Below are 18,817 nucleotides of genomic sequence, written 5' to 3'. Positions count from 1 at the left end.
GGCGCCATGATTAAGGCCACCGGGTTCCAGTTGTCGGCGTGGAAGGTAGTTCCGTCAGGCAGCGGCCACCGGGGGCCTTGCCAGGTTCAGTGCAGCAGGTTTTCCGCTGAATCGAAAGCAGGCATCATGCATGGAACTCCTCCCAACAGCCCCGTTGGCGAGGCGTGAGGAACTCCTATGCCGCCGGTTTTCGTGCGACAAGGTGTCGAAAGAGACGAAATACGCCGCCCTACCCAGAACTGGGTAGGCGAGGGCTTTACCCGATCTTTTTAGCAATACCGCGGTCGATCGCATAGCGGATCAGGCCAGCCGTCGTGGCGATGCCGAGCTTTTTCTTGAGGTTCTTGCGGTGCGTTTCGGCCGTGGCCGAGCTTATCCCGAGCGTTTCGGCGATCTCCCGGTTGCTACTTCCGGCACCGATCAGCCCCAGAATGTCGCCTTCGCGCGGCGTCAGCGGGTCGCCATCCTCCTCCGTGCCGCGCTCCATCAGCACGTCGACGACCCCCGATGAGAAATAGGTTCCTCCGCCCGCCACCGTCTCGATGGCCGAGACGATCTCGTCCGTCGACACGTCCTTGAGGACGTAGCCGGCAGCACCACGCATCACCGAAGAGGAGATATACTCCCGGCTGTCATGCATGGAGAGCATCACGATTCGTGCCTCCGGAAGTTCTTTCCTAAAGACCTCGATCGCTTCGATGCCGCTTAGCTTCGGCATGTTGATGTCCATCAGCACCACCTGAGGCTGGACCTGCCTGCCGATATCAAGACCCGACTGCGCAAGCCCGGCCGTGCCGACGACCTCGATACGGTCGAATGTTTCGAGCACCGCCTTCAGCCCGTCCAGCACGAGCGGATGGTTGTCGATCAAGAGCACCTTGATTTTCGGCGGTTGGTTCATGCGGCTTGGGCCTTCTGACGAGCGGACAGATTGGCCGATTTCGGCATCATTGCCGTCAGCGTCGTACCGGTCGTGCTCGTATTGATCAGCAATCGACCACGGAAATGGGCCATGCGCTCCTGCATGTTGCGAAGACCGAGACCGGATGCTCCTAACCCGACGCTCTTGCTGCCATCGAATCCGGTTCCATTGTCAGAGATCATCATGCGCGCACGCGCGGCGTCGCTCCAGAGCTTGACTGTAAGCCGATTGGCTCCCGAATGCCGCTCGACATTGTTGAAGGCTTCCTGGGCGACCCGATAGAGAGCAGTGCTGGCCTCGGGCTTCAACGTGTCGATAAAGCCAGCGGCCTCGATATTCGTGTCTATTCCTGTGCGGTCAGCGAAATGATGGCATAGGGCTTCGAGTGCGGCGGTAAGGCCGAGATCGTCAAGCACGCGGGGGCGGAGATCGTGCGAAAGCCGCCTGATTTCCTTGATGGCGCCGTTCAGCGCCTCGACGCCGCGATCAATGGTGAGGGCGGCATCATCGACGTTCGTCCTGACCTTGCGGCCAGCAAGATCCATGGCATAGCGGACGCCCAAGAGGTTCTGAGAAACGCCGTCATGCAGCTCGCGCGCCAGCCGTGAGCGCTCCTCTTCCTGAGTATCAATGACCCGTTGCGTCAGTTCCTTGAGTCGACCGTCGGCGATACGACGTTCATGGAACGTCACAAGCATGCAGGTGGTGAAAACGACCAGCACCGCCGGCACCGCGATCAGCGCCACGATCACGAACGTCTCTTTAATGTTGGAACGCATGCCGTCATTGGCGGCGGCACTTTGCGCAAAGACGTCGTCGAGATAGACGCCCGTCCCGACGACCCAATGCCACTTGTCGAGGCTAACGACGAAGGACAGTTTGTCGGCGATCTGCCCGGTCGAGGGCTTCTGCCATTTGTACTGGTGCAGTCCGCCCCCCGCTTTTGCCGTTGCGATCAGTTCGGCAATCACTTTGTCTCCGTCTGGATCCGTCAGGGCGAGCCAATTGCGCCCGTGCCGAAAGCTCTGGCGCGGATGGACGATGTTGTTGCCGTCATAGTCATAGACGAAGAAGTAGCCGTCCTTGCCATAGTCGAGTGAGGCGAGAATTTCCGCCACCTTATCCTTGGCGGCCTGATCGTCGGGGGCGGCATCGTGGTAGGTCGTCTGGATGGCCGACACGGCGAGATTGGTGAGGTTGAGAATTTCCGCTTCCTTGGCTTCCAGCATGTACTGCTCGAACGTATCGATGCTGTTCTTGGCGAGATTGGCCGATTGCCAGGTGATGAAGGCGGTGATCGCCAGGATCGAGATCACGAGCGGGATGATCGCAAGTGCGATTATCTGGTGCCGTAGGGTCAATTGAGCATCCTTCCATGTACCGCCTCGTAGCCTTGGCATTAACGACGGATCGCCCCGATAAGCCCGGCTAGTAAGGGGCAACGACGGCACGGGTCAAGTCCGGACAAACATCTGCAGGCTACCAAGCGGTGCGACTCGCTACGCGCGCGTAGTGTCACCGTTCGCGCGCGCGCTTCGGCTATTCCGAAAGCAGGCAACGACACCATCCCGGTCGCGTTTTCCGGTTGAGATAACAAGGTGGCGTTTAAACCGCGATATTTCAATGCGATGGACGTTACTGGTCGGCGGCAATCCTGACCGGCCTCATGCCGCGCACTGCGCCGTCATCTTCCTGAAACATTTATTTCGGATAAGGACGACCTGTAGCAAACGCAACAATGCCACTTGGATGACAGATCGAATGACTTCGGCGGAAAATTCCCTTGACGAGCGGATCGAGGCAGCTCTGCCCGCCATGTCTCCGGCAGAACAGAAGATGGCGTCGTTCTTCCGCACGCAGAAGGAGACGGTCCTCCTGATGTCGGCCGCCGAGATCGCTGAAAGGGCGGGGACCAGCGACGCCACCGTCGTACGAACGGCCCGGTCACTTGGCTTCGAGGGTCTCTCCGGGCTGCGCGAAGCCATTCTCGCCGATCTCACCGGCGGAGGACCCGAGGGGCGGCTCAAACGCACGCTTGAAGATCTAAGCGAGTATCCGGATGGCGTTCTTGGTCACGTGCTGAAGGCCCATCGCGAGAGCCTTGAGGTGATGGCTTCATCGGATTTCTCGGATGCCTTCAGGCGCACCGTCCAACTGCTCTTTTCGGCCCGCCGGCGCTTCGTCTTCGGCATTGGTCCCTCCGGCAGCGTCGCCGACTATGCCGCCTTGCAGTTCAACCGGCTCGGGTTGCCGACCACCGCTTTGTCTGAGAGCGGAATTGGTCTGGCCGACCGTCTGCTGACGATCGGGGAGGGCGATGCAATCCTGATGATTGCCTATGCGCCCATCTATCGCGAAGTCTCGGTTCTTCTCGATCACGCTGAGGAGAACAATGTTCCGGTCGCCCTGGTCGGCGACAGCCTCGCGCCTTTTGTCCGAAAGCGCGTTGTCGAGGTTCTGCCCGTGCCACGCGGACGGGCGGACCATCTTGCCATGCATGGAGCTACCACTGTCCTCATCGAGGCGATGATCGTGGCGCTTGCCGCACAGGATCGATCCGCGGCGCTCGCCTCGCTGGAGAAATTCGGCGCCCTGCGCGGCGCGATCGACAAGCTGTGGCTGAAGAGAGGCGTAAAAAGGTAAAGTACGCTTGAAGAAGAAAACGTCTGCACTGTAATATAATTGAAATATTGTCATGGTATTGCTGCGGAGCATTCTTTGCTTCCAATAAAGCAAACTTTAAGGATAGACAAATGAGCAAGTATTTATTCGCTGGAGCGTTCGCATCCGCTTTGCTCGGTGCGATCGTCCCTTCAAACGCCGCGGACCATCTTATCGTCTACTCGGCGCTCGATACGGTTGATGCGGCCACCAAGGCGTTCACCGAAAAGACCGGCATTCAGGTCGATCTGGTTCGCCTTTCGACGGGCGAGTTGCTCGGCAAGGTCGCTGCAGAAGGCAACAACCCCAAATTCGACATCCTTTGGGTCGAGGGTTCGGCGGTCATGAGCAGACTGGCGGAGCAGGGCATTCTCAAGCCGGAGCCGGGCCTTGCCGACAAGGTCGATTATACTGACCTTGGCCGCCGCCTTGTGCCGCAGAGCCAGGCCTACTTCCCGGTCACCGTCTCGACTACGGCGATCGCCGTCAACACGAAGAAGATCGGCGATGCCGCACCGCCGAAGAGCTGGACCGATCTGGAAAAGTTCGCCGGCAAGGTTGCCGCCAAGGATCCGAACCTCTCCGGTCCGGCCTTCCAGTGGCTCGCTAGCTATTTTGCCGACAAGGGCGTCGATGCCGGCAAGGCGGAGCTCGAGAAGATCCTGACCAATAGAGCGCTCAGCGGTATTCCAAGCGGCGGCGCGGTGAACAAGTCGCTGGTCACCGGCGACGCGAGCCTGGCGATTCAGCAGGATACATCGATCTATGCGCTGATCGCCCAGAAGGAGCCGATCTCTGTCGTCTACCCGTCGGAAGGCGTCGTCGCAATTCCTTCCAGCGCAGGCATTGCCAGCGTCTCCACGCATGAGGATCAGGCGAAGGCCTACATCCAGTTCCTGCTGACGAAGGAAGGCGAGACAGCAATGCTGCAGACTGAAGGCGGCGACGGCTATTTCGCACCGGTCATCAACGGCGTGAAGGGCAATGGTGCCCGCGTCGACAACACAGCTACTTGGCAGATCCTCGACGACAAGATGGCCTCCGCAAACGAGACCGAATGGAAGCAGTGGTTCCGCGACCAGTTCGTTCCCTGATTACGCCCGAGGCGCGGTGTTTTCGCCGCGCCTCTTTCAACCAGAGACGCTGAGGCTTTTCGGTGCTGGAATGACGATCTCCTTGAATATCGGTCGACGAAACTGGGGAGGCAGTGCGCCGCTTCTGTGGCTTGTCGCCTTCGTGCTGATCGGCCTGCCGCTCCTGTTGGTGCTGGCACAGGCTGTGTTGCCGAAGCTTTTCGATCCGGTCGCTCCGAGTTTCCAGCCGGAGCTTACAGCGCTCGGCAGGCTTGTCGGTTCTCCACGCCTGTTTCGCGGCATTCTCAACACAATCCTGCTCGGACTGGCCGGCGCCGTCGTCTCGACGGCCCTAGGCACGGCCCTGGCACTCGTCCTGACACTCACCGATATCTGCTTGCGGCGGGCTTGGCTTGCGCTGCCCTGGATCGTGTTCGCGATGCCGAGCTACCTCAAGGGGCTCGCTTGGGTGCTGCTCATGTCCCGCGGCGGCTATCTCGTCTATCTCGGCGTTCTCACGCCGGAGGGAGCCTCTGCCTTTTTCGGCCCGCCGGGCCTCTTGATGGTGATGGCCTTGGCGCTGTTCCCGGTTCCCTATTTCATCGTTCGTTCGCGGCTGCAGGGGCTCGGCGGAGAATTCATCGATGCGGCGCGCATGGCCGCCGCGCGACCGCGCCAGACGATCCGGCGGATCATCGTGCCGATGCTATTGCCGGCCATCGGCCTCTCGCTGTTGACGACCTTTGCGGAGATCGTCGGCGATTTCGGGATAGCCAATACGATTGCGCGATCCATGAATTTCGGGCTGCTGACCTATAACATCTACGCGGCCACCGCGAGCTTTCCAGTCGATTTCGCTGCCGCCGGTGCGCAGGCACTGTTGCTTGTGGTGCTCGTTTCCGGTTCTGTTGCGGCAACGGCGCTCAGTGGTGCCCAGCGCGAAACCCGCTTCCTCTCCGGCCGCAACCGGCAGCTCGTCCGATACCAGCTGGGTGCCTGGCAGCCATTCGCGGTCCTTTGCCTTGCAATAGGTTCACTTGGCGCGGCAATACTGCCGTTGTTATCGATTGTTGTGCGGGCTTTCACAATCTCTCTGACAGATGGGCTGTCCCCGGGAAATTTCTCCCTTGATGCCATGCGGACAGTGTTCGACTCCGCAAGCGTCGCCGGTCAGGCGCTCGTCTGGAGCTTCGTCTATGCACTGCTGGCTGCCCTGGTTGCCGTGGCGTTCTCGACGCTGTTCGCCTATCGAATCTCACTCGCCTCCAGCGCGACCCGCCTGCTTTCCGCCGGCCTCGCGATGGTGACCGTCGCCATTCCCGGCATCATCCTCGCGTTCGGATACATTCTTCTCTACAACCGTCTCGCCGGCTTCCGCGATCTGGGGCTTTACGGATCGCGGCTGCTGCTGGTGATCGGCTATGCCGCCGCCGCGCTGCCCTATTGCCTGATCTTCCTCTGGGCGGCGCTTGACCGGTTGGGGAGCTCGCTTGGCGAAGCTTCGCGGCTTTCGGGCGCGGACCCCATGCAGCATCTGCGGCGCATCGTTCTGCCGCTCATTCGCAGAGCTGTCGTCGTCGCGTTCGGGGTGACGATGGTTCGTTCGCTCTTCGAGCTGCCGATGTCGCAATTCCTGATACCGAGCTCCGGCTCGGCTCTGCCCGCTCTGATCGTCAATGACTTCACGCAGGACCGGGATGCCGTTGCCTGCGCTCTGGCGCTGACAGCGCTTTGCGCCGTCGGCATCGTGGCTGGAATTGCCGCCCTCTTTCGAAATGAACGCGATCCCGCCAAGGAGGCCGGACGATGACCCACCCCGCACTGGAATGTTCTTCTCTCGTCAAATCGCTTGGCGGCAAGTTGGTGTTGAACGACTTGGCCGTATCGGTTGAGCCGGGCGAGGTGGTTGCTCTCGTCGGGGCCAGCGGTTCGGGCAAGTCGACACTGCTTCGATCGATCGCCGGTCTTGTCTCACCAGATAGCGGTGAAATCCATATCCAGGGCGACCTCATGTGGTCGCACCGCGGGGAGGTGCCCGCCGAGGACCGCAATGTCGGGCTGGTGTTTCAGGACTATGCCCTGTGGCCGCATATGTCGGTGCGCCAGAACCTGAGCTTTGGCCTCGAAGTGCGCGGGCTTAAGCATGAGGAGATCAAGCGGCGGGTCGACCACGCGCTGGAAATCACGCAGCTCGGATCTCTTGGGGCACGGCGGCCAAGCGAACTTTCCGGCGGACAGCAGCAGCGCGTGGCGATCGCCCGCTGCCTTGCGATGCGGCCGCGCCTGCTGTTGCTCGACGAACCTTTGAGCAACCTTGATGCGGCGCTGCGTGATGATCTCAGGTCGGAGATGATGCGGCTCATCCGCGCCGAAGGCATGACGGCTGTCTATGTGACGCATGATCAGGTCGAGGCCATGGCTGTGTCCGACCGGCTGGCGGTGATGGACCGGGGATCGATCGTGCAGTTTGCGTCGCCGCAAGCCATTTATGCCGCGCCGGCGAACGCTTTCGTCGCCCGCTTCCTCGGCGGCTTTTCGCTGATCAGCGGCACGGCCTACGACAACCGTTTCGCCGTCGGCGGCAATGGGGGCGTGCTCAGCCACAGCTCCAGTGGAATGAACGGCTCGGCCATGCTCGTCGTCCGCCCGGAGGACGGCCGGCCAGTAGACGAGCATCCCGACAACCATCTGACCGGCGAGGTTGTCGACAGCGCATTCCACGGCCGCTGCTGGCGTCTGCAAATCAAAGTCGGTTCCGACGTTGTTCGACTGGATTGGCCGCGCAGGGAGGTTCCCGGCTCGCCTCTCGCCTTCTCCCTTCCGCCGGAGCGATGCACCGTACTTCCGGCCTGACCCGCTTTATTGAAGACTGATATGGACAAATGAAATGACAACAATAACAAGCATAGGCTCGACCGTGACGGCGGCCTTCCTCGGTTCCTTCGTGGAGGTCGTCGAGGCCTTCACCATCATCCTTGCCGTCGGCGTGACGCAGAGCTGGCGTCCGGCCTTCATCGGCACAGGCCTTGCGCTTGCGGTCCTCGCCATTCTGGTCCTGGCACTCGGGCCTTTGCTCGGCCTGATCCCGATCGACCTGATGCAATTCATCATCGGCACGCTGCTGATCCTGTTCGGCCTGCGCTGGCTGAGAAAGGCGATCCTTCGAGCCTCCGGCTTCATCGCACTGCATGACGAGGAAAAGGCGTTTGCCGCCGAGACCGACAGCCTCCGCCGGCAAGCAGCCGAGGCGAGGGCGAATTTCCTTGCGGGAACGGCGGCATTCAAGGCTGTCCTTCTCGAGGGCATCGAGGTCGTCTTCATTGTGATCGCCACCGGAGCGGGTCAGGGCATGCTCGGCTATGCCAGCATGGGTGCTGCGGCCGCTTGTATCCTCGTGCTTGTCATCGGCCTATTCGTCCACAAACCGCTCTCCACTGTCCCGGAAAACAGCCTGAAATTTGTCGTCGGCCTGCTTCTCAGTACATTCGGCATCTTCTGGGTGGGTGAGGGCCTCGGCGCCGAATGGCCGGGCGCCGATCTTTCCCTGCTGCCGATCCTTGCCGTGCTAGCGATCTTTTCCTCCGTCGCCGTCAGGATGCTGCGCAATTATCACAATGCCCCCATGGAGCCCTCTGCCCAATGAACATTCTCAAAATCGTTTTTAAGGAACTCCTCGGAATGTTCATAGATGACGGCGCGCTGGCGCTGTTGTCTCTGATCCTGATCGCCGCCATCGGGCTTTTGGTGAAGCTCGGCTTTGTCACAGCCCTGATCGGCGCCCTGATCCTTGCCGTCGGGTGCCTGCTGATCTTGGCCGAGAGCGTTTTCAGAGCGGCGAAAGCCAAAGTCCGAAGCGCGCGTCAGGAGGCGCAGGCCGTGTAGAGCGGATCGGTGGGGCGGTGATCGTCTTGAGGTCGTCGGTGAACTCGGTCTCAGAGAAGGCCTTTCGGTAGCGCTCTGATCAGGCCGCTCCGCTACGTCCGGACTTTGCACGCCAGTTCAAACAACCGGAAACGAAAAAGCCTGCCGCGGGAGGAGGTGCGGCAGGCTTTTCCAAAAGAACCGATCAGCAACCTGGGAGGAGGAGTGGCGCTGATCCCGAGAGCGACCTGGGAGGAGGACGGTCGCACACTCGCATCGAAGTTCTGCGGGAGGAGGTGCAGCACTTCGATGAGTTGAATATACAAGGATTGCGCTCAAATCATAGGCAGGAATTCGCAATCCAGCCATGCGCTATGCGCGTGGCGAATAGGTCACTATACCTTCAACTGCCAGCATCGGGCGCTTTATCGGGCGCGCCCTGCCGTAGCGAAAACGCAATATGGGCGGCTCGTTTCTTGCCAAGGGCCATTTGGACTTAGAGCGAGGCTGGTTTAGATTGATCCGTGTCAATCGAGGCAGGAAGCATGGGAGCTACCATGTCCCGGACGCTGATCACCATTGGTCTTATAATCGTTGCGCTCGGTATTCTCTGGCCGTGGCTTGGGCGTCTCGGTCTTGGGAGACTACCGGGCGACATTCTGGTCCAGCGCGGGAGCTTCACGATCTATATCCCTATCGCCACCGGCCTGCTTGTCAGCATCGTGCTTTCCGCGCTCCTCTGGCTGATCAATCGCTAGAAGACCGCTTCCGCGAGCAACGCAGGCAGAATTTGACAATCTTAAGTTTGCCGTTCTTTCGATCTACCTAATAGACGGGCTGATGGAGGAGGGGGCTGCATGCCAAGGCGCGGCAAGTTCTTCTATTTCATTGTCAAGTCGATGGACGTTTTTCAGAGGATATATATGAGGCTCTACACGATATTGAGCCCATCTTCAGAAGCGTACACGGTTTTTGACGCCAGGATGCTCTGCAATTCTCGAGACTTCGTTCAACGACGAATCAGGTTCTTCGGTATATTTGAACATAACCTCACGCACTTCACCCTTTCCAGGCTGAAGCAAGGTGATGGTTATGCAGACATCGGAGCGAATGTCGGCTATTACTCGCTGCTCGCGTCAAAGAAAGTCGGCGCTGATGGTGTCGTCGTCTCGGTGGAGGCTGATCCAACCACCTTCACGAGACTTCAGACGAACCTTTCACTAAACGACACGGGAAATGTAAGAGCGCTCAATGTTGCCGCAACAGAAGAGCCATGCACGATTTCCATCAGAAAGGGCACCAAGCACAATGCCGGCGCCAATGCTGTAGCCGTAGATGCATCCGGTACGATACCAGGATTGCCGCTGAAAAGGATTCTCGGCGACGACATTGGGAAGATCAACTTCATCAAGATAGACATAGAGGGTTCGGAAGGACCCGTCCTCAAGTCTATCCTTGATGACGTTGATCAATTTCCTGCCGACCTAATCGTCGCCTCGGAAGTAAGCGATGACTCTTCGGAGTTTGTCGAAAAGTTCATCAAGGCGGGATTCAAAGCCTATGCCATCAGCAATATCTACACGGTCGATTATTACCTGATCAGGTCGTATCTCCGCCGGATCGGTGATCCATCCACTTTCGATATCGTCGAAACCAACAGATTTTTACCCGGTCAAAACGATTACGTTTTCGAGCGCATGCATGCTTAGGCGCTCCCGCCCTGCTTCTTATAGTAGCTCAGCCACCTGGATATCCGACGCGCCAGTGGGCGTGGCAATTCGGCAAGTGACAGATACCGCACCGGGCTATTGCGGCTTCATAATCTCGAGTTCAACTCCCAGATTAGATAGAGGATGGTCGATGAGGGAGCGATTTTGCAGGAATCTGAAAGTCACCGGCTTTTCCGCAGCCATATCTTTCTTGTCCTTCGTGCCAGCCCTGGCAGAGTGCAGGTCAGCGCTCAACAGCCCCGAGTGGCCGCAAATCGCCAGGGCGATCGGCTCCGCGCAACTGTGTGAACAACTTCCGCTGGGTCCAAACCACACCGCGAGATTTCAAGTGCTGTCGGTCGATATCTGTTCGTTGCCAAGCGGCGCATCGTCTGTCGTCGCAAAGGCTTTGCTGACTTGTGAGTCAAGTTCAGATTCACTCTTTCAGACGCCTCCGCTCGAGGGCGAAGTTGTAGCCACGGTGACGCTTGATATTGGCGCGTGCAGGATAACCGATGCAAATATTCAGATCAGCGGCGAACTCGGCGCGCTTCTGTCCGGGCTGGAGGAGACCCAGCAGTTCGCCCGGGACTGGGCGCAGTCGCAGTTAACTAGACTTTGCCGTCTGCGCTGATCGATACAAGCTCCGCCGAGATGCGTTAGCGTCGGTGCTTTGAAAGAAAAGGGGAGGTCGCTGGGGGGAATGCGACCTCCCAATGGATCGAAGCGATCCATTGCCAAGGGAGGGAGAAAAACACCAGAGCTCAGAAGCCTGGTCACCCGCCTCATGCGAGAGACGGACATGAGGCAGTGGTGATAAGGTACATCCGGTTTGCAAATAAAGGTATTATACTCCGGTATATGAGCGCTACGCCTTGGCGTGGTCGCTGGACGCTTGCGATCTCGTCGCGAGAACATCCCCCAACAGCATACCTGCCCGCTACCATGGCTTTTCGATCAGAAGGGCGTTCCGAGCGTTCACCCAATTGGATTATTGCGGTCGTTTTATGCTTAGGTTCTAATATGCTCTCTGATATGAGCACCGGGGGAAGCGGTGATGAGCATCGAAGACTTGGAAGCCTTATCTCGGAAAGAGTGGGGTCGTGTGCTCGGCTGTCGGCCGCGTGAACCTCGTCGCGCGGAAAAGCCTTCGCAATTGGAAACCAGTTCCGGAAGGCCTGCAGACGGTCATTCACCAGTGACGGAACAGCCTTCATCAACGCAGCGGATACAGAGTGGACCAAGCCGGGTTGATCCGGACTAGGCCGTGCCCGCGGTTAAACAAACGCCCGGTGGAATTTTGGGGTCTTCACATCTGGACAGCCGGTGCCTCACTCAATCGGGAACCTTGCGGACCGATCGTCATCGTATTGCCCCGCCATTCAAATGTCTTGCCCAACCAGCTTCGCATCCAAATGATAGGCATCATAACGTCTCTGGCTATCATGGCGACAAGCGACATGGGCGATAGATGCCAGTTCTTGCTCTTTGCCAGTGCTAGCTCTGGCAAGTAGACGGCCGCAAGAACCGCGACGGTACTCGCAGCCAGGCCGGCTCCCGACAGGGGGAGGCAGAACACCAGAAGCAGTGGTGGCAATAGTCCAAGAAAGATTTCAGCCGCGAAATAGATGGGAAACGTAACACGTCTCAGCCTTGCCCATCGGCATTGCCTTGACCATATATCCCGGACAGTCCGCTGGCCGAGCGGCTGATCGAAGGGCGATGCTACCAGATGAACCTTCAATCCGAGACCGTTGACCAGCTTTGTCGCTGCAGCGTCCTCGGCAATCTCCGCCGCCAGGGCTTGAATGCCTCCCCGGCGGTCAAGCGTCTCCTTGCGCCAAAGCATGCTTTTGCCTTGCGCAAAGCCAAAGCCCAGCGCTTCACCCGCATATTGCCAGCGTGCCTGATGCGTGTTGAGAAAGGCGCATTCGACCTTTGCCCAGAACCCTTGGGGCCGAGCGCCCAGGGGCGTCGAACAGACAAGACCGCTGTCGCTTCGCCATGCAGCCATCAAGTGGTGGAGATAGTCCGGAGGCATCAGAACGTTGGAATCGGCGAGGACGATCCAATCATGGGCGGCTGCATTCCAACCCTTGAGGCAGTTGTTGAGCTTCGGGTTGGCACTGAAACGGTCGTCTCCCACCAGCGTCCGGGATTTCACGGTCGGATGCTCTAAGCGCGCGCTTTCGATCGCTGCTACCACTGGGTCGTTTCGGTCAGCGACACAAAAGATGAGCTCGTAGTCCTGCCAGTCCAGGCGATGGGCGCAAGCGATCGTTTCCTGCGAGAACTGTTCGAGGCCGCAAACCGGAATGACGATAGAGACCGGAGATCGCGACGAGAGATCAGGTGTAACAAGACCACGTCGTGAAATCCGCCATCCGGCAATCATCAAACTTATGATGTGAATCGCCAGAAGGAGACCGACGACGGCAAGCATGTAGAGCATCGGCAATTCCAAGAGTGGAAGCGGCTGCAAAAATCACATGAATCGCGGCGCGACAGGTCAGAGATCACCATTCTCACATGACACTATGATGACGTGCGGCGTTCGGGCAGGCATTGGCTATCGCCTGTCACAAAGGTCATGCTTAATGGCGGTAGCGCCAGCGTGGGAGGGATCATCATGACGCCGCGCCAGTTCCGCAGGAACGCAGTCACGTTCTGGTTGGAAGCCCCTTTCGTGATGTCGCTCCGGCTCCAGCAGATGCAGATTGCGACGCTGACGGGTAAAGCCCAGGATGCGGCGGAACTTCAGCGGATGGTCGTGGAAAAACTCGCAGCCACTGCAGAGAGCGCGGTGGCGGTCAATATGGCGCTGTCGAAGGCTGCTTTCGACGCGACGATCAACTTGATGATGGGCAGACGTCCCTCAGTGACGAAGACTCACGACGCGGTCGTCGCGGCTGCTGTCAAACCCTTTGGTAAGCGTGTCCGCGCCAACAGCCGTCGCCTGGCTAACAAGAAATAAGACGGTCCCGTTCGCGAAGTCCCAACCAGGGGCGGCCGGACGATCCCTCTTGGCCATCCTCTCCGTTCAGCCACTTAGGCAACGGCGTCGTTAGGATTCAGTCTTTTTTGGTAATTCTCCGGTAAGCATCTCCTGTTCATGACGCGGCTTCTGCCGCCGGCAATTGTTTTGTGTACGGGGGCATATGCGTCTAGCGGCCGTTCCAGCAATATTTCTCGCCTCGCTGACCCTATCGGGCTGCGCATCCAATACCGGTCCGGAAAGCCTGGTAGCCGGATTGCCGTCGCAGGAAACGACGAGTTCCGTCGTCCGACCGGCCGCCCCGGTGCCTGTAGCAGACGTAGGCCAAACCTTCGCGCCGGCCGCTCCGCAGCAGGAGGTCCTTGCCTGGGCGGGGCCGGTTCCGCAACCGCAGGCCTTCGTGACGGCACCAGGAACGGCAGCCATGCCCGTTCCGGCGGAAAGGCCGACTGCGGCTTTCGCCCCAGTCGCCCCCGTCGACCCCGCGCCCCCCGCGATCGATCCGTCTCCGAGGACGCAGATTTACAGCCGCCGTTTCCGCGACGCCAAGCCCATCAATTTTGGTTCCGCCTCGCCACGGAAGCTCGCCGTGCACGGTGTCGACGTTTCGCGCTGGCAAGGCGGGATCGACTGGGTGAAGTTGCGGACACAGGGCGCGAACTTCGCCTATATCAAGGCGACCGATGGCGGCGACCATCTTGATCCGATGTTCCGGAAGAACTGGCGCAACGCCAAGGAGGCCGGGCTGAAACGCGGCGCCTATCACTTCTTCTACTGGTGCCGGACCGCCGGGGAGCAGGCAGACTGGTTCATCCGCAACGTCCCGCGGGACGCGGACGCTCTTCCGCCAGTCATTGACGTCGAGTGGAATGGCGAATCGAGCTGCAGGAAACAGCCTTCGCGGGCGCGGGTGCTGGAGAAGATGCAGGTCTTCATGGACAAGCTCGAGCGGCATTACGGCCAACGCCCGATCATCTATACCGCTCCGGACTTCTACCGAGACAATCTGAAGGGGGCGTTCCCCAACTATCACTTCTGGCTGCGCTCGGTAGCCGCTCACCCCGCCAAGGTCTATCCGGGACGAAAGTGGCTCTTCTGGCAGTATTCGGGCTCCGGCCTCTCGCATGGCGTCGAAGGCAGGATCGACCTCAACGTATTCCATGGCAGCGAGGCGGAGTGGCACGATTGGGCTGAAGCATCGGCCGGCTGAGCGAATCGGATAAGAAAGCGGCGGTTCTTCGCAATGCCTCTACGGTCCTTGCCCGGCCAGGTTCCCGAGCGCCATAAAAATCATAGTCGTCGCGTCGTTTGATCTGGCCGCGACAGAGGCTGTTCGGGGTAGTACTTCACGGCATCGGCTGCATTGGGCCGACGCATTCATCCTTTTCAGTTGTAACGCAACTCGCCAATTCGCGTTTTTGGCAAGGTCCGGACAAGTATCGGCCTACAACTTGGCCTTGCGTAAGGTCAGCCAGAAAAGGATATCATTTTTATGAAAGTAGGATCTGACAATTCCGTTTACAGCCTGTTCGTCCCGAAGGCGCGCAAGAGTCCGTCCGTGAAAGATGAGGGCATGGAGGTGTCGCCTCAACAGCCACCAAAGGCGCCGCCACTGCGAACCGATGATGAACTTGTCGCTGAATTCCAGGCGCGCATGGCCCGTCAGGCGATGGAATGGGCAGATACAAACAAAGACGGCACGCTCACCAAGAGCGAATATCTGGATGGCCAAACGCGCCTCGCCGCACTCAACGACAGGCCCTACGATGCAAGCTATAATGAGGACCGGTGGGCAAAACTCGACACGACCGGTAAGGGCTCCGTCAATGAGGACGAACTTCGCGAAGGTTTGGCCAACATCTTCCCGGTAAAGGTTGGGCATCTGGATCCAAACTATCGACTACCCAAGTCCTGAGGCCGCTTAGTGGCCCCTGAATGATGGATTTGACCGTCGCGAAGGAAATGACACGCGGCGGTCATCGGCACGAGATCTGCTAAAAAGCCTCGGGATCCCCTTCGACGCCTTGTGCCTCAATCGCCTCGGTGTTGCGCAACTGCAATGCTTCGCCACCTGCTGGTTCTCCAGCGAATTGTAGAGCTGTAGCCGCTCTGGCGAATGCCGTTCGTCTCTGATATATGACTATTTAAGTCAAGTTTCAGAAATGGATGGAGAAGTGATGTTGGCGGCAAGCAGGTTTGCAACTTTCGTGGCGGGCGGATTGATGGCGGCTGGAAGCATCTCGCCCGCCTATGCACAGGATGCTGCCGCGGCCCCTCTGGCTCCCGCAAACGCCCTCGAAGTCGAGCTCAACGCCCTGACGCCCTCGCAAAAGGGCTGCATGATGACCTTCGTGGCGCTGAACAAGCTGGGCTCACCGGTCAACAAGATTTCCTTCGAGCTCGCCTTCTTCAACGACAAGAACACCGTCGAAAAGATCACCGTTCTCGATTTCCGCGATCTGCCGCAGGGCAAGAAGCGCGTGCGCCAGTTCGACATGCCGAACGTCAAGTGCGAGGCGGTCACCCGCATCCTGATCAACGATACGCCGGTCTGCGATGGTCCGGCGCCGGGCGAATGCATGAAGGGTCTCGTCACCCGTTCGCAGATTTCCGTTCCCTTCGAAGGGTGAAGAATGGCGCCGGGGGCCGGGGAAAGGCAAATGGTAGTTTCAGCGAAATCCAGGTCGCGGCACGCGTTCTTCGCCGAGCAGGACGCGGGCGGTTCGAACGACAACCCGCCGGGGCTCCTTCCCGGGCACGAGATGCCGGAACTGCGCAATGCGCCGCGCCAGCCTGCTGGCGAAGCCATCATCCATTATACCCGTTTCGCTCAGATCGAATGCTTCCCGGAACATCCGCAAGGCCCGAAGGCTGGTGCTGCGGATGCGCCGCACATGGTGCAGTGCGCAATTGAAAAGCAGGACGCTGCGCCGAAGCTCCGCAAGCGCAATGTCGCCGTAGCGTGTCTGACGTCGTTTGCCTTTCATGCGATACTTTTCACCGTGCTTACCGTCGGCTTCGTGGTGACGCCGCATGAGCCGGAGGAGGAGGCGGGCGAGACTGTCAGCGTCGTCATTCTCGGCGATTCCGAGGCCGACCAGGCGTCTGCCGGCGACCCCGACCTGCAGGCAGAGCCGCAGCCCGAAGAAGTGGTGGCCGAGACCGTTCGGCCGGAAACGATTCAGCCCACCGAAGTGCAGCCGGAAAGGGCGGAACCTGTCGAAGCCGAGCCGGTTCGGCCGGTGCAGGAAGTGACGCGGGCCTCTGCGGAGACCGTCACGGCTACAGAACCGGAAGTCCTGACCTCGAATGTTCCGATGGAGACCTCCGTTATCCAGCCGATGGCGACCGAGATACCGGAAGAGGTAAAGCCCCTTGATCCGGTGGAAACTGCGGAAGCCCTGCCGGAGCCGGTGCAGCCGGAAGAGATGCCGATGTCCGCAACGCCGAAGGCCGTGCGGCCGGTCGAAAAGCCAAAGGCGGAAATGAAAGAGCCGCCGAAGAAGGTCGAAAAGAAGGTTGCCGGCTCGCAGGGTGAGAACAAACAGGATTCGAAGCGTGGCGCGAACGACGGCGAAGAACTTGCGAAGTCGAACCAGAACTCCCGTTCAGCCGGCGGTTCGGATGGAGCAGGCAGTGCGGCTGTAGCCAATTATCCGGGCAAAGTTCGATCCCGCATCAATCGCGGCGTAAAGGTGCCAAACGAATACAAACGCATGGGCCGTTCGATGTCGGTACGCGTCAAGTTAACGATTGGTGCCAATGGTTCACTTGCTGGTTTGTCCATAACGCAAAGTTCTGGATTTCTACAGTTGGATCAGGATGTTGCAGCTGACATTCGCCGTCTCTCCCCATTTTCGCCACTGCCAGCCGACTGGGGCAAGCCGACTTGGACGTTTGACGTGGGGGTCCAGGTCACCGGCCGCTAAAAGTCGCGGGAGCGGTCAGGCACGTATAAAAGCTCTTAAGCTCGTGTATAGGTCATCCCCTCCTTTTTAATAGTTGGAGCCTTTCTCCCGACAATAGCAACGGGCAGGGAGGGTGGTGTAACAGTAATAGTCCGGCTTACGTCCATTTGCAGGAGGTGCAGGCAGCGGCCTCGTCTGCGGCCGCTGGATGCGGTGCAGTAAGCTGAGCGATTTGGGACCCGAAGGGCGGCCGGCCCGGCTTACCCTGGAACAGGTGCCATTCAGTAGCGCGCCTCCTGGGAAATAGTGAAATGAACGCAAAAACTCCCAATGCAATCGACGTCCATGTAGGTTCGAGAGTGAGAATGCGCCGGTTGTTGCTCGGTCTCAGTCAAGTGCAGCTGGCCGAACAGATCGGCGTTACCTTTCAGCAGGTGCAGAAGTACGAAAAGGGTATGAACCGCATCGGCGCAAGCCGGCTGCTGAAGATTGCTGAAGTTCTCTCCGCGCCGCCAAGCTTCTTCTTTCAGCAGGACGAAGCATCGCCACAGCGGCTTGATGGAGACGGAATTTCGGACAGCGCCGATCCAGTAGGCGAGTTCCTGCGCTCGAAGGAGGGGCTTGCCCTCAATCAGGCATATCTAAAAATTACAGATGCAAAGGTGCGGGAGAAGATCCTTTCGCTGGTCAAGGCAATGGCGGCCGCCGAAACCGAAGCCCTCGCAATGTGACCATCGTTGCCGCATCGCACAGGATCTGCGCGGATCAAGCGGCACTCCAGCCGATGCTCGAGTTCAAAAACATGTGCAGCTTCCGACGGCGGCATTTGTTATCCGCGCAAGCACTGTCCGAAGCAGGCTGACATTCCACAGTCAATATCGCCTCTCAAATTTCAACAGAACCGCAGGGTCGGCACTGAGCCATGCCCGGAGTGTAACGGGACGGGGAAAGATGCCGCGCCCTGACCATGGGTCTATGATTGGCACAACCTCTGTATAATTTCGCGCGGTGCGACGGAATGGTACCTTCTCATAGCTTCATCGGCGAACTCCCCCGATGAGGCGTTCAGTACAGCCTCGGTGCTTCCCCCACCCCCCTCGCGCACCGTGGCCAGCGGATATCGTATCCGCATTGACCGCCTCCTTCAGCCGGGGCGGTCTTTTTTTGGGCGCTCGTGTCGTTTCACGCGCGATTCCGGCCGCAGTGCCGGCGCGGAATTCAACACCTCTCCAAAATTTGCTTTGAATGCTGCGGGCGCCGCTGCTTAACTGGCTTCAGGGGAGGACCTTCCATGAAGAGCGTGATCCTAGCCGCGGCGTTTTTGCTCCCGTCATCAGTCCTTGCCGTCGAGGCCGTGAACGTCGATGCCCGGGCTCATACCTGCAACCAGCTTGCGCAGATCATCCGTCAACAGAAGGCCTTTTTGTTCGCGTCGGCTTCGGCGGCCGCAGCTTCCGCTATCCGCCAGCCCGTTGCCGGTTGGGTGATAAGCGCGACACGACCAGTTTGCGTGATGCCAACGGAAAGATGTGCATCCTCGATTACGCCTGCGTGTACGACCCGGCATCATCCTATAATTGGTCCTTTGGTTCGCGCTGAGAGGTGAGTGCGGTGTCCTTCGGCGGATCGCCGACGATCTCGCTTCGAGCGCCGGATGCCCGCCTCGTGGAGGAAGGCAAGATCCCGAG

18 protein-coding genes and 1 pseudogene are annotated in these 18,817 nt (G+C 59.2%); 16 read left to right on the top strand and 3 right to left on the bottom strand.

Going from position 1 to position 18,817, the window contains the following annotated elements:
• Positions 1 to 256 precede the first annotated feature (256 nt).
• Together mctR and mctS are read right to left on the bottom strand one after the other, a co-directional pair.
• Entirely contained in the window at positions 257 to 901 is a 645-nt protein-coding gene (gene mctR, locus ACPYOJ_RS06120) for a two-component system response regulator MctR (protein WP_481415450.1), read from the bottom strand.
• Positions 898 to 2,283 carry a two-component system sensor histidine kinase MctS gene (gene mctS / locus ACPYOJ_RS06115; protein WP_481415449.1) on the bottom strand — a complete coding sequence of 462 codons (1,386 nt, stop codon included), beginning with the start codon at positions 2,281 to 2,283 and terminating at the stop codon, positions 898 to 900. The genes mctR and mctS overlap by 4 nt, the downstream gene beginning before the upstream one ends.
• Before the next feature lie 400 nt (positions 2,284 to 2,683).
• On the opposite strand from mctS, the gene ACPYOJ_RS06110 reads away from it, so the two are divergent.
• The 9 genes from ACPYOJ_RS06110 (at position 2,684) to ACPYOJ_RS06070 (ending at position 10,860) form a co-directional block, all read left to right on the top strand.
• Positions 2,684 to 3,565, top strand: a complete 882-nt coding sequence (locus tag ACPYOJ_RS06110) for a MurR/RpiR family transcriptional regulator (RefSeq protein ID WP_481415448.1) — start codon at positions 2,684 to 2,686, stop codon at positions 3,563 to 3,565.
• A gap of 110 nt (positions 3,566 to 3,675) precedes the next feature.
• The gene (locus ACPYOJ_RS06105) at positions 3,676 to 4,677 is read left to right on the top strand and encodes an ABC transporter substrate-binding protein (RefSeq protein ID WP_481415447.1); all 1,002 of its coding nucleotides are present in this window, start codon (positions 3,676 to 3,678) and stop codon (positions 4,675 to 4,677) included.
• Positions 4,678 to 4,747: 70 nt separating this feature from the next.
• On the top strand, positions 4,748 to 6,466 hold the full coding sequence (locus ACPYOJ_RS06100) for an ABC transporter permease (protein WP_481415446.1): 1,719 nt from the start codon (positions 4,748 to 4,750) through the stop codon (positions 6,464 to 6,466).
• Positions 6,463 to 7,509, top strand: coding sequence for an ABC transporter ATP-binding protein (locus ACPYOJ_RS06095; protein WP_481415445.1), 1,047 nt, complete (start codon positions 6,463 to 6,465; stop codon positions 7,507 to 7,509). Before ACPYOJ_RS06100 ends, ACPYOJ_RS06095 begins: the two co-directional genes overlap by 4 nt.
• Positions 7,510 to 7,543: 34 nt before the next feature.
• Positions 7,544 to 8,299, top strand: coding sequence for a COG4280 domain-containing protein (locus tag ACPYOJ_RS06090; RefSeq protein WP_481415444.1), 756 nt, complete (start codon positions 7,544 to 7,546; stop codon positions 8,297 to 8,299).
• Positions 8,296 to 8,538 carry a hypothetical protein gene (locus ACPYOJ_RS06085; protein ID WP_481415443.1) on the top strand — a complete coding sequence of 81 codons (243 nt, stop codon included), beginning with the start codon at positions 8,296 to 8,298 and terminating at the stop codon, positions 8,536 to 8,538. Before ACPYOJ_RS06090 ends, ACPYOJ_RS06085 begins: the two co-directional genes overlap by 4 nt.
• Before the next feature lie 524 nt (positions 8,539 to 9,062).
• Positions 9,063 to 9,275, top strand: coding sequence for a DUF2905 domain-containing protein (locus ACPYOJ_RS06080; protein WP_481415442.1), 213 nt, complete (start codon positions 9,063 to 9,065; stop codon positions 9,273 to 9,275).
• Between the two features lie 99 nt (positions 9,276 to 9,374).
• The gene (locus ACPYOJ_RS06075) at positions 9,375 to 10,226 is read left to right on the top strand and encodes an FkbM family methyltransferase (RefSeq protein ID WP_481415441.1); all 852 of its coding nucleotides are present in this window, start codon (positions 9,375 to 9,377) and stop codon (positions 10,224 to 10,226) included.
• Between the two features lie 151 nt (positions 10,227 to 10,377).
• Positions 10,378 to 10,860 carry a hypothetical protein gene (locus ACPYOJ_RS06070; protein WP_481415440.1) on the top strand — a complete coding sequence of 161 codons (483 nt, stop codon included), beginning with the start codon at positions 10,378 to 10,380 and terminating at the stop codon, positions 10,858 to 10,860.
• Positions 10,861 to 11,535: 675 nt separating this feature from the next.
• Here ACPYOJ_RS06070 and ACPYOJ_RS06065 read toward each other — a convergent pair.
• Positions 11,536 to 12,678: a glycosyltransferase gene (locus ACPYOJ_RS06065; protein WP_481415439.1), complete on the bottom strand. Its 1,143-nt coding sequence runs from the start codon at positions 12,676 to 12,678 to the stop codon at positions 11,536 to 11,538.
• Positions 12,679 to 12,855: 177 nt separating this feature from the next.
• Between ACPYOJ_RS06065 and ACPYOJ_RS06060 the strand changes: the two genes are divergently transcribed.
• The 7 genes and pseudogenes from ACPYOJ_RS06060 (at position 12,856) to ACPYOJ_RS06030 (ending at position 18,728) form a co-directional block, all read left to right on the top strand.
• Positions 12,856 to 13,200 carry a hypothetical protein gene (locus ACPYOJ_RS06060; RefSeq protein ID WP_481415438.1) on the top strand — a complete coding sequence of 115 codons (345 nt, stop codon included), beginning with the start codon at positions 12,856 to 12,858 and terminating at the stop codon, positions 13,198 to 13,200.
• Positions 13,201 to 13,384: 184 nt separating this feature from the next.
• Entirely contained in the window at positions 13,385 to 14,431 is a 1,047-nt protein-coding gene (locus ACPYOJ_RS06055; protein ID WP_481415437.1) for a glycoside hydrolase family 25 protein, read from the top strand.
• Positions 14,432 to 14,713: 282 nt separating this feature from the next.
• Positions 14,714 to 15,136: an EF-hand domain-containing protein gene (locus ACPYOJ_RS06050; RefSeq protein ID WP_168833083.1), complete on the top strand. Its 423-nt coding sequence runs from the start codon at positions 14,714 to 14,716 to the stop codon at positions 15,134 to 15,136.
• Positions 15,137 to 15,398: 262 nt separating this feature from the next.
• On the top strand, positions 15,399 to 15,851 hold the full coding sequence (locus ACPYOJ_RS06045) for a hypothetical protein (RefSeq protein WP_481415436.1): 453 nt from the start codon (positions 15,399 to 15,401) through the stop codon (positions 15,849 to 15,851).
• Positions 15,852 to 15,881: 30 nt separating this feature from the next.
• Entirely contained in the window at positions 15,882 to 17,150 is a 1,269-nt protein-coding gene (gene tolA, locus ACPYOJ_RS06040; protein WP_481415435.1) for a cell envelope integrity protein TolA, read from the top strand.
• 290 nt (positions 17,151 to 17,440) lie between these two features.
• Positions 17,441 to 17,860 carry a helix-turn-helix domain-containing protein gene (locus tag ACPYOJ_RS06035; protein WP_481415434.1) on the top strand — a complete coding sequence of 140 codons (420 nt, stop codon included), beginning with the start codon at positions 17,441 to 17,443 and terminating at the stop codon, positions 17,858 to 17,860.
• Positions 17,861 to 18,420: 560 nt separating this feature from the next.
• A pseudogene (locus ACPYOJ_RS06030) lies at positions 18,421 to 18,728 on the top strand (hypothetical protein).
• Positions 18,729 to 18,817 lie beyond the last annotated feature (89 nt).

The organism is Rhizobium sp. SVR5-9E (assembly GCF_056755095.1).
The sequence above is the reverse complement of the archived record's forward strand: the minus strand, read 5'-3'. Positions and strand labels throughout refer to the sequence as shown.

Coding starts and splice junctions, on each gene's coding strand:
- ACPYOJ_RS06065 (WP_481415439.1), bottom strand. CDS start 12,678: ATGCTCTACATGCTTGCCGTCGTCGGTCTCCTTCTGGCGATTCACATC.
- tolA (WP_481415435.1), top strand. CDS start 15,882: ATGGTAGTTTCAGCGAAATCCAGGTCGCGGCACGCGTTCTTCGCCGAG.
- ACPYOJ_RS06095 (WP_481415445.1), top strand. CDS start 6,463: ATGACCCACCCCGCACTGGAATGTTCTTCTCTCGTCAAATCGCTTGGC.
- ACPYOJ_RS06070 (WP_481415440.1), top strand. CDS start 10,378: ATGAGGGAGCGATTTTGCAGGAATCTGAAAGTCACCGGCTTTTCCGCA.
- ACPYOJ_RS06035 (WP_481415434.1), top strand. CDS start 17,441: ATGAACGCAAAAACTCCCAATGCAATCGACGTCCATGTAGGTTCGAGA.
- ACPYOJ_RS06085 (WP_481415443.1), top strand. CDS start 8,296: ATGAACATTCTCAAAATCGTTTTTAAGGAACTCCTCGGAATGTTCATA.
- ACPYOJ_RS06090 (WP_481415444.1), top strand. CDS start 7,544: ATGACAACAATAACAAGCATAGGCTCGACCGTGACGGCGGCCTTCCTC.
- mctR (WP_481415450.1), bottom strand. CDS start 901: ATGAACCAACCGCCGAAAATCAAGGTGCTCTTGATCGACAACCATCCG.
- ACPYOJ_RS06100 (WP_481415446.1), top strand. CDS start 4,748: ATGACGATCTCCTTGAATATCGGTCGACGAAACTGGGGAGGCAGTGCG.
- ACPYOJ_RS06050 (WP_168833083.1), top strand. CDS start 14,714: ATGAAAGTAGGATCTGACAATTCCGTTTACAGCCTGTTCGTCCCGAAG.
- ACPYOJ_RS06060 (WP_481415438.1), top strand. CDS start 12,856: ATGACGCCGCGCCAGTTCCGCAGGAACGCAGTCACGTTCTGGTTGGAA.
- ACPYOJ_RS06105 (WP_481415447.1), top strand. CDS start 3,676: ATGAGCAAGTATTTATTCGCTGGAGCGTTCGCATCCGCTTTGCTCGGT.
- ACPYOJ_RS06110 (WP_481415448.1), top strand. CDS start 2,684: ATGACTTCGGCGGAAAATTCCCTTGACGAGCGGATCGAGGCAGCTCTG.
- ACPYOJ_RS06075 (WP_481415441.1), top strand. CDS start 9,375: ATGCCAAGGCGCGGCAAGTTCTTCTATTTCATTGTCAAGTCGATGGAC.
- ACPYOJ_RS06055 (WP_481415437.1), top strand. CDS start 13,385: ATGCGTCTAGCGGCCGTTCCAGCAATATTTCTCGCCTCGCTGACCCTA.
- ACPYOJ_RS06080 (WP_481415442.1), top strand. CDS start 9,063: ATGGGAGCTACCATGTCCCGGACGCTGATCACCATTGGTCTTATAATC.
- ACPYOJ_RS06045 (WP_481415436.1), top strand. CDS start 15,399: ATGTTGGCGGCAAGCAGGTTTGCAACTTTCGTGGCGGGCGGATTGATG.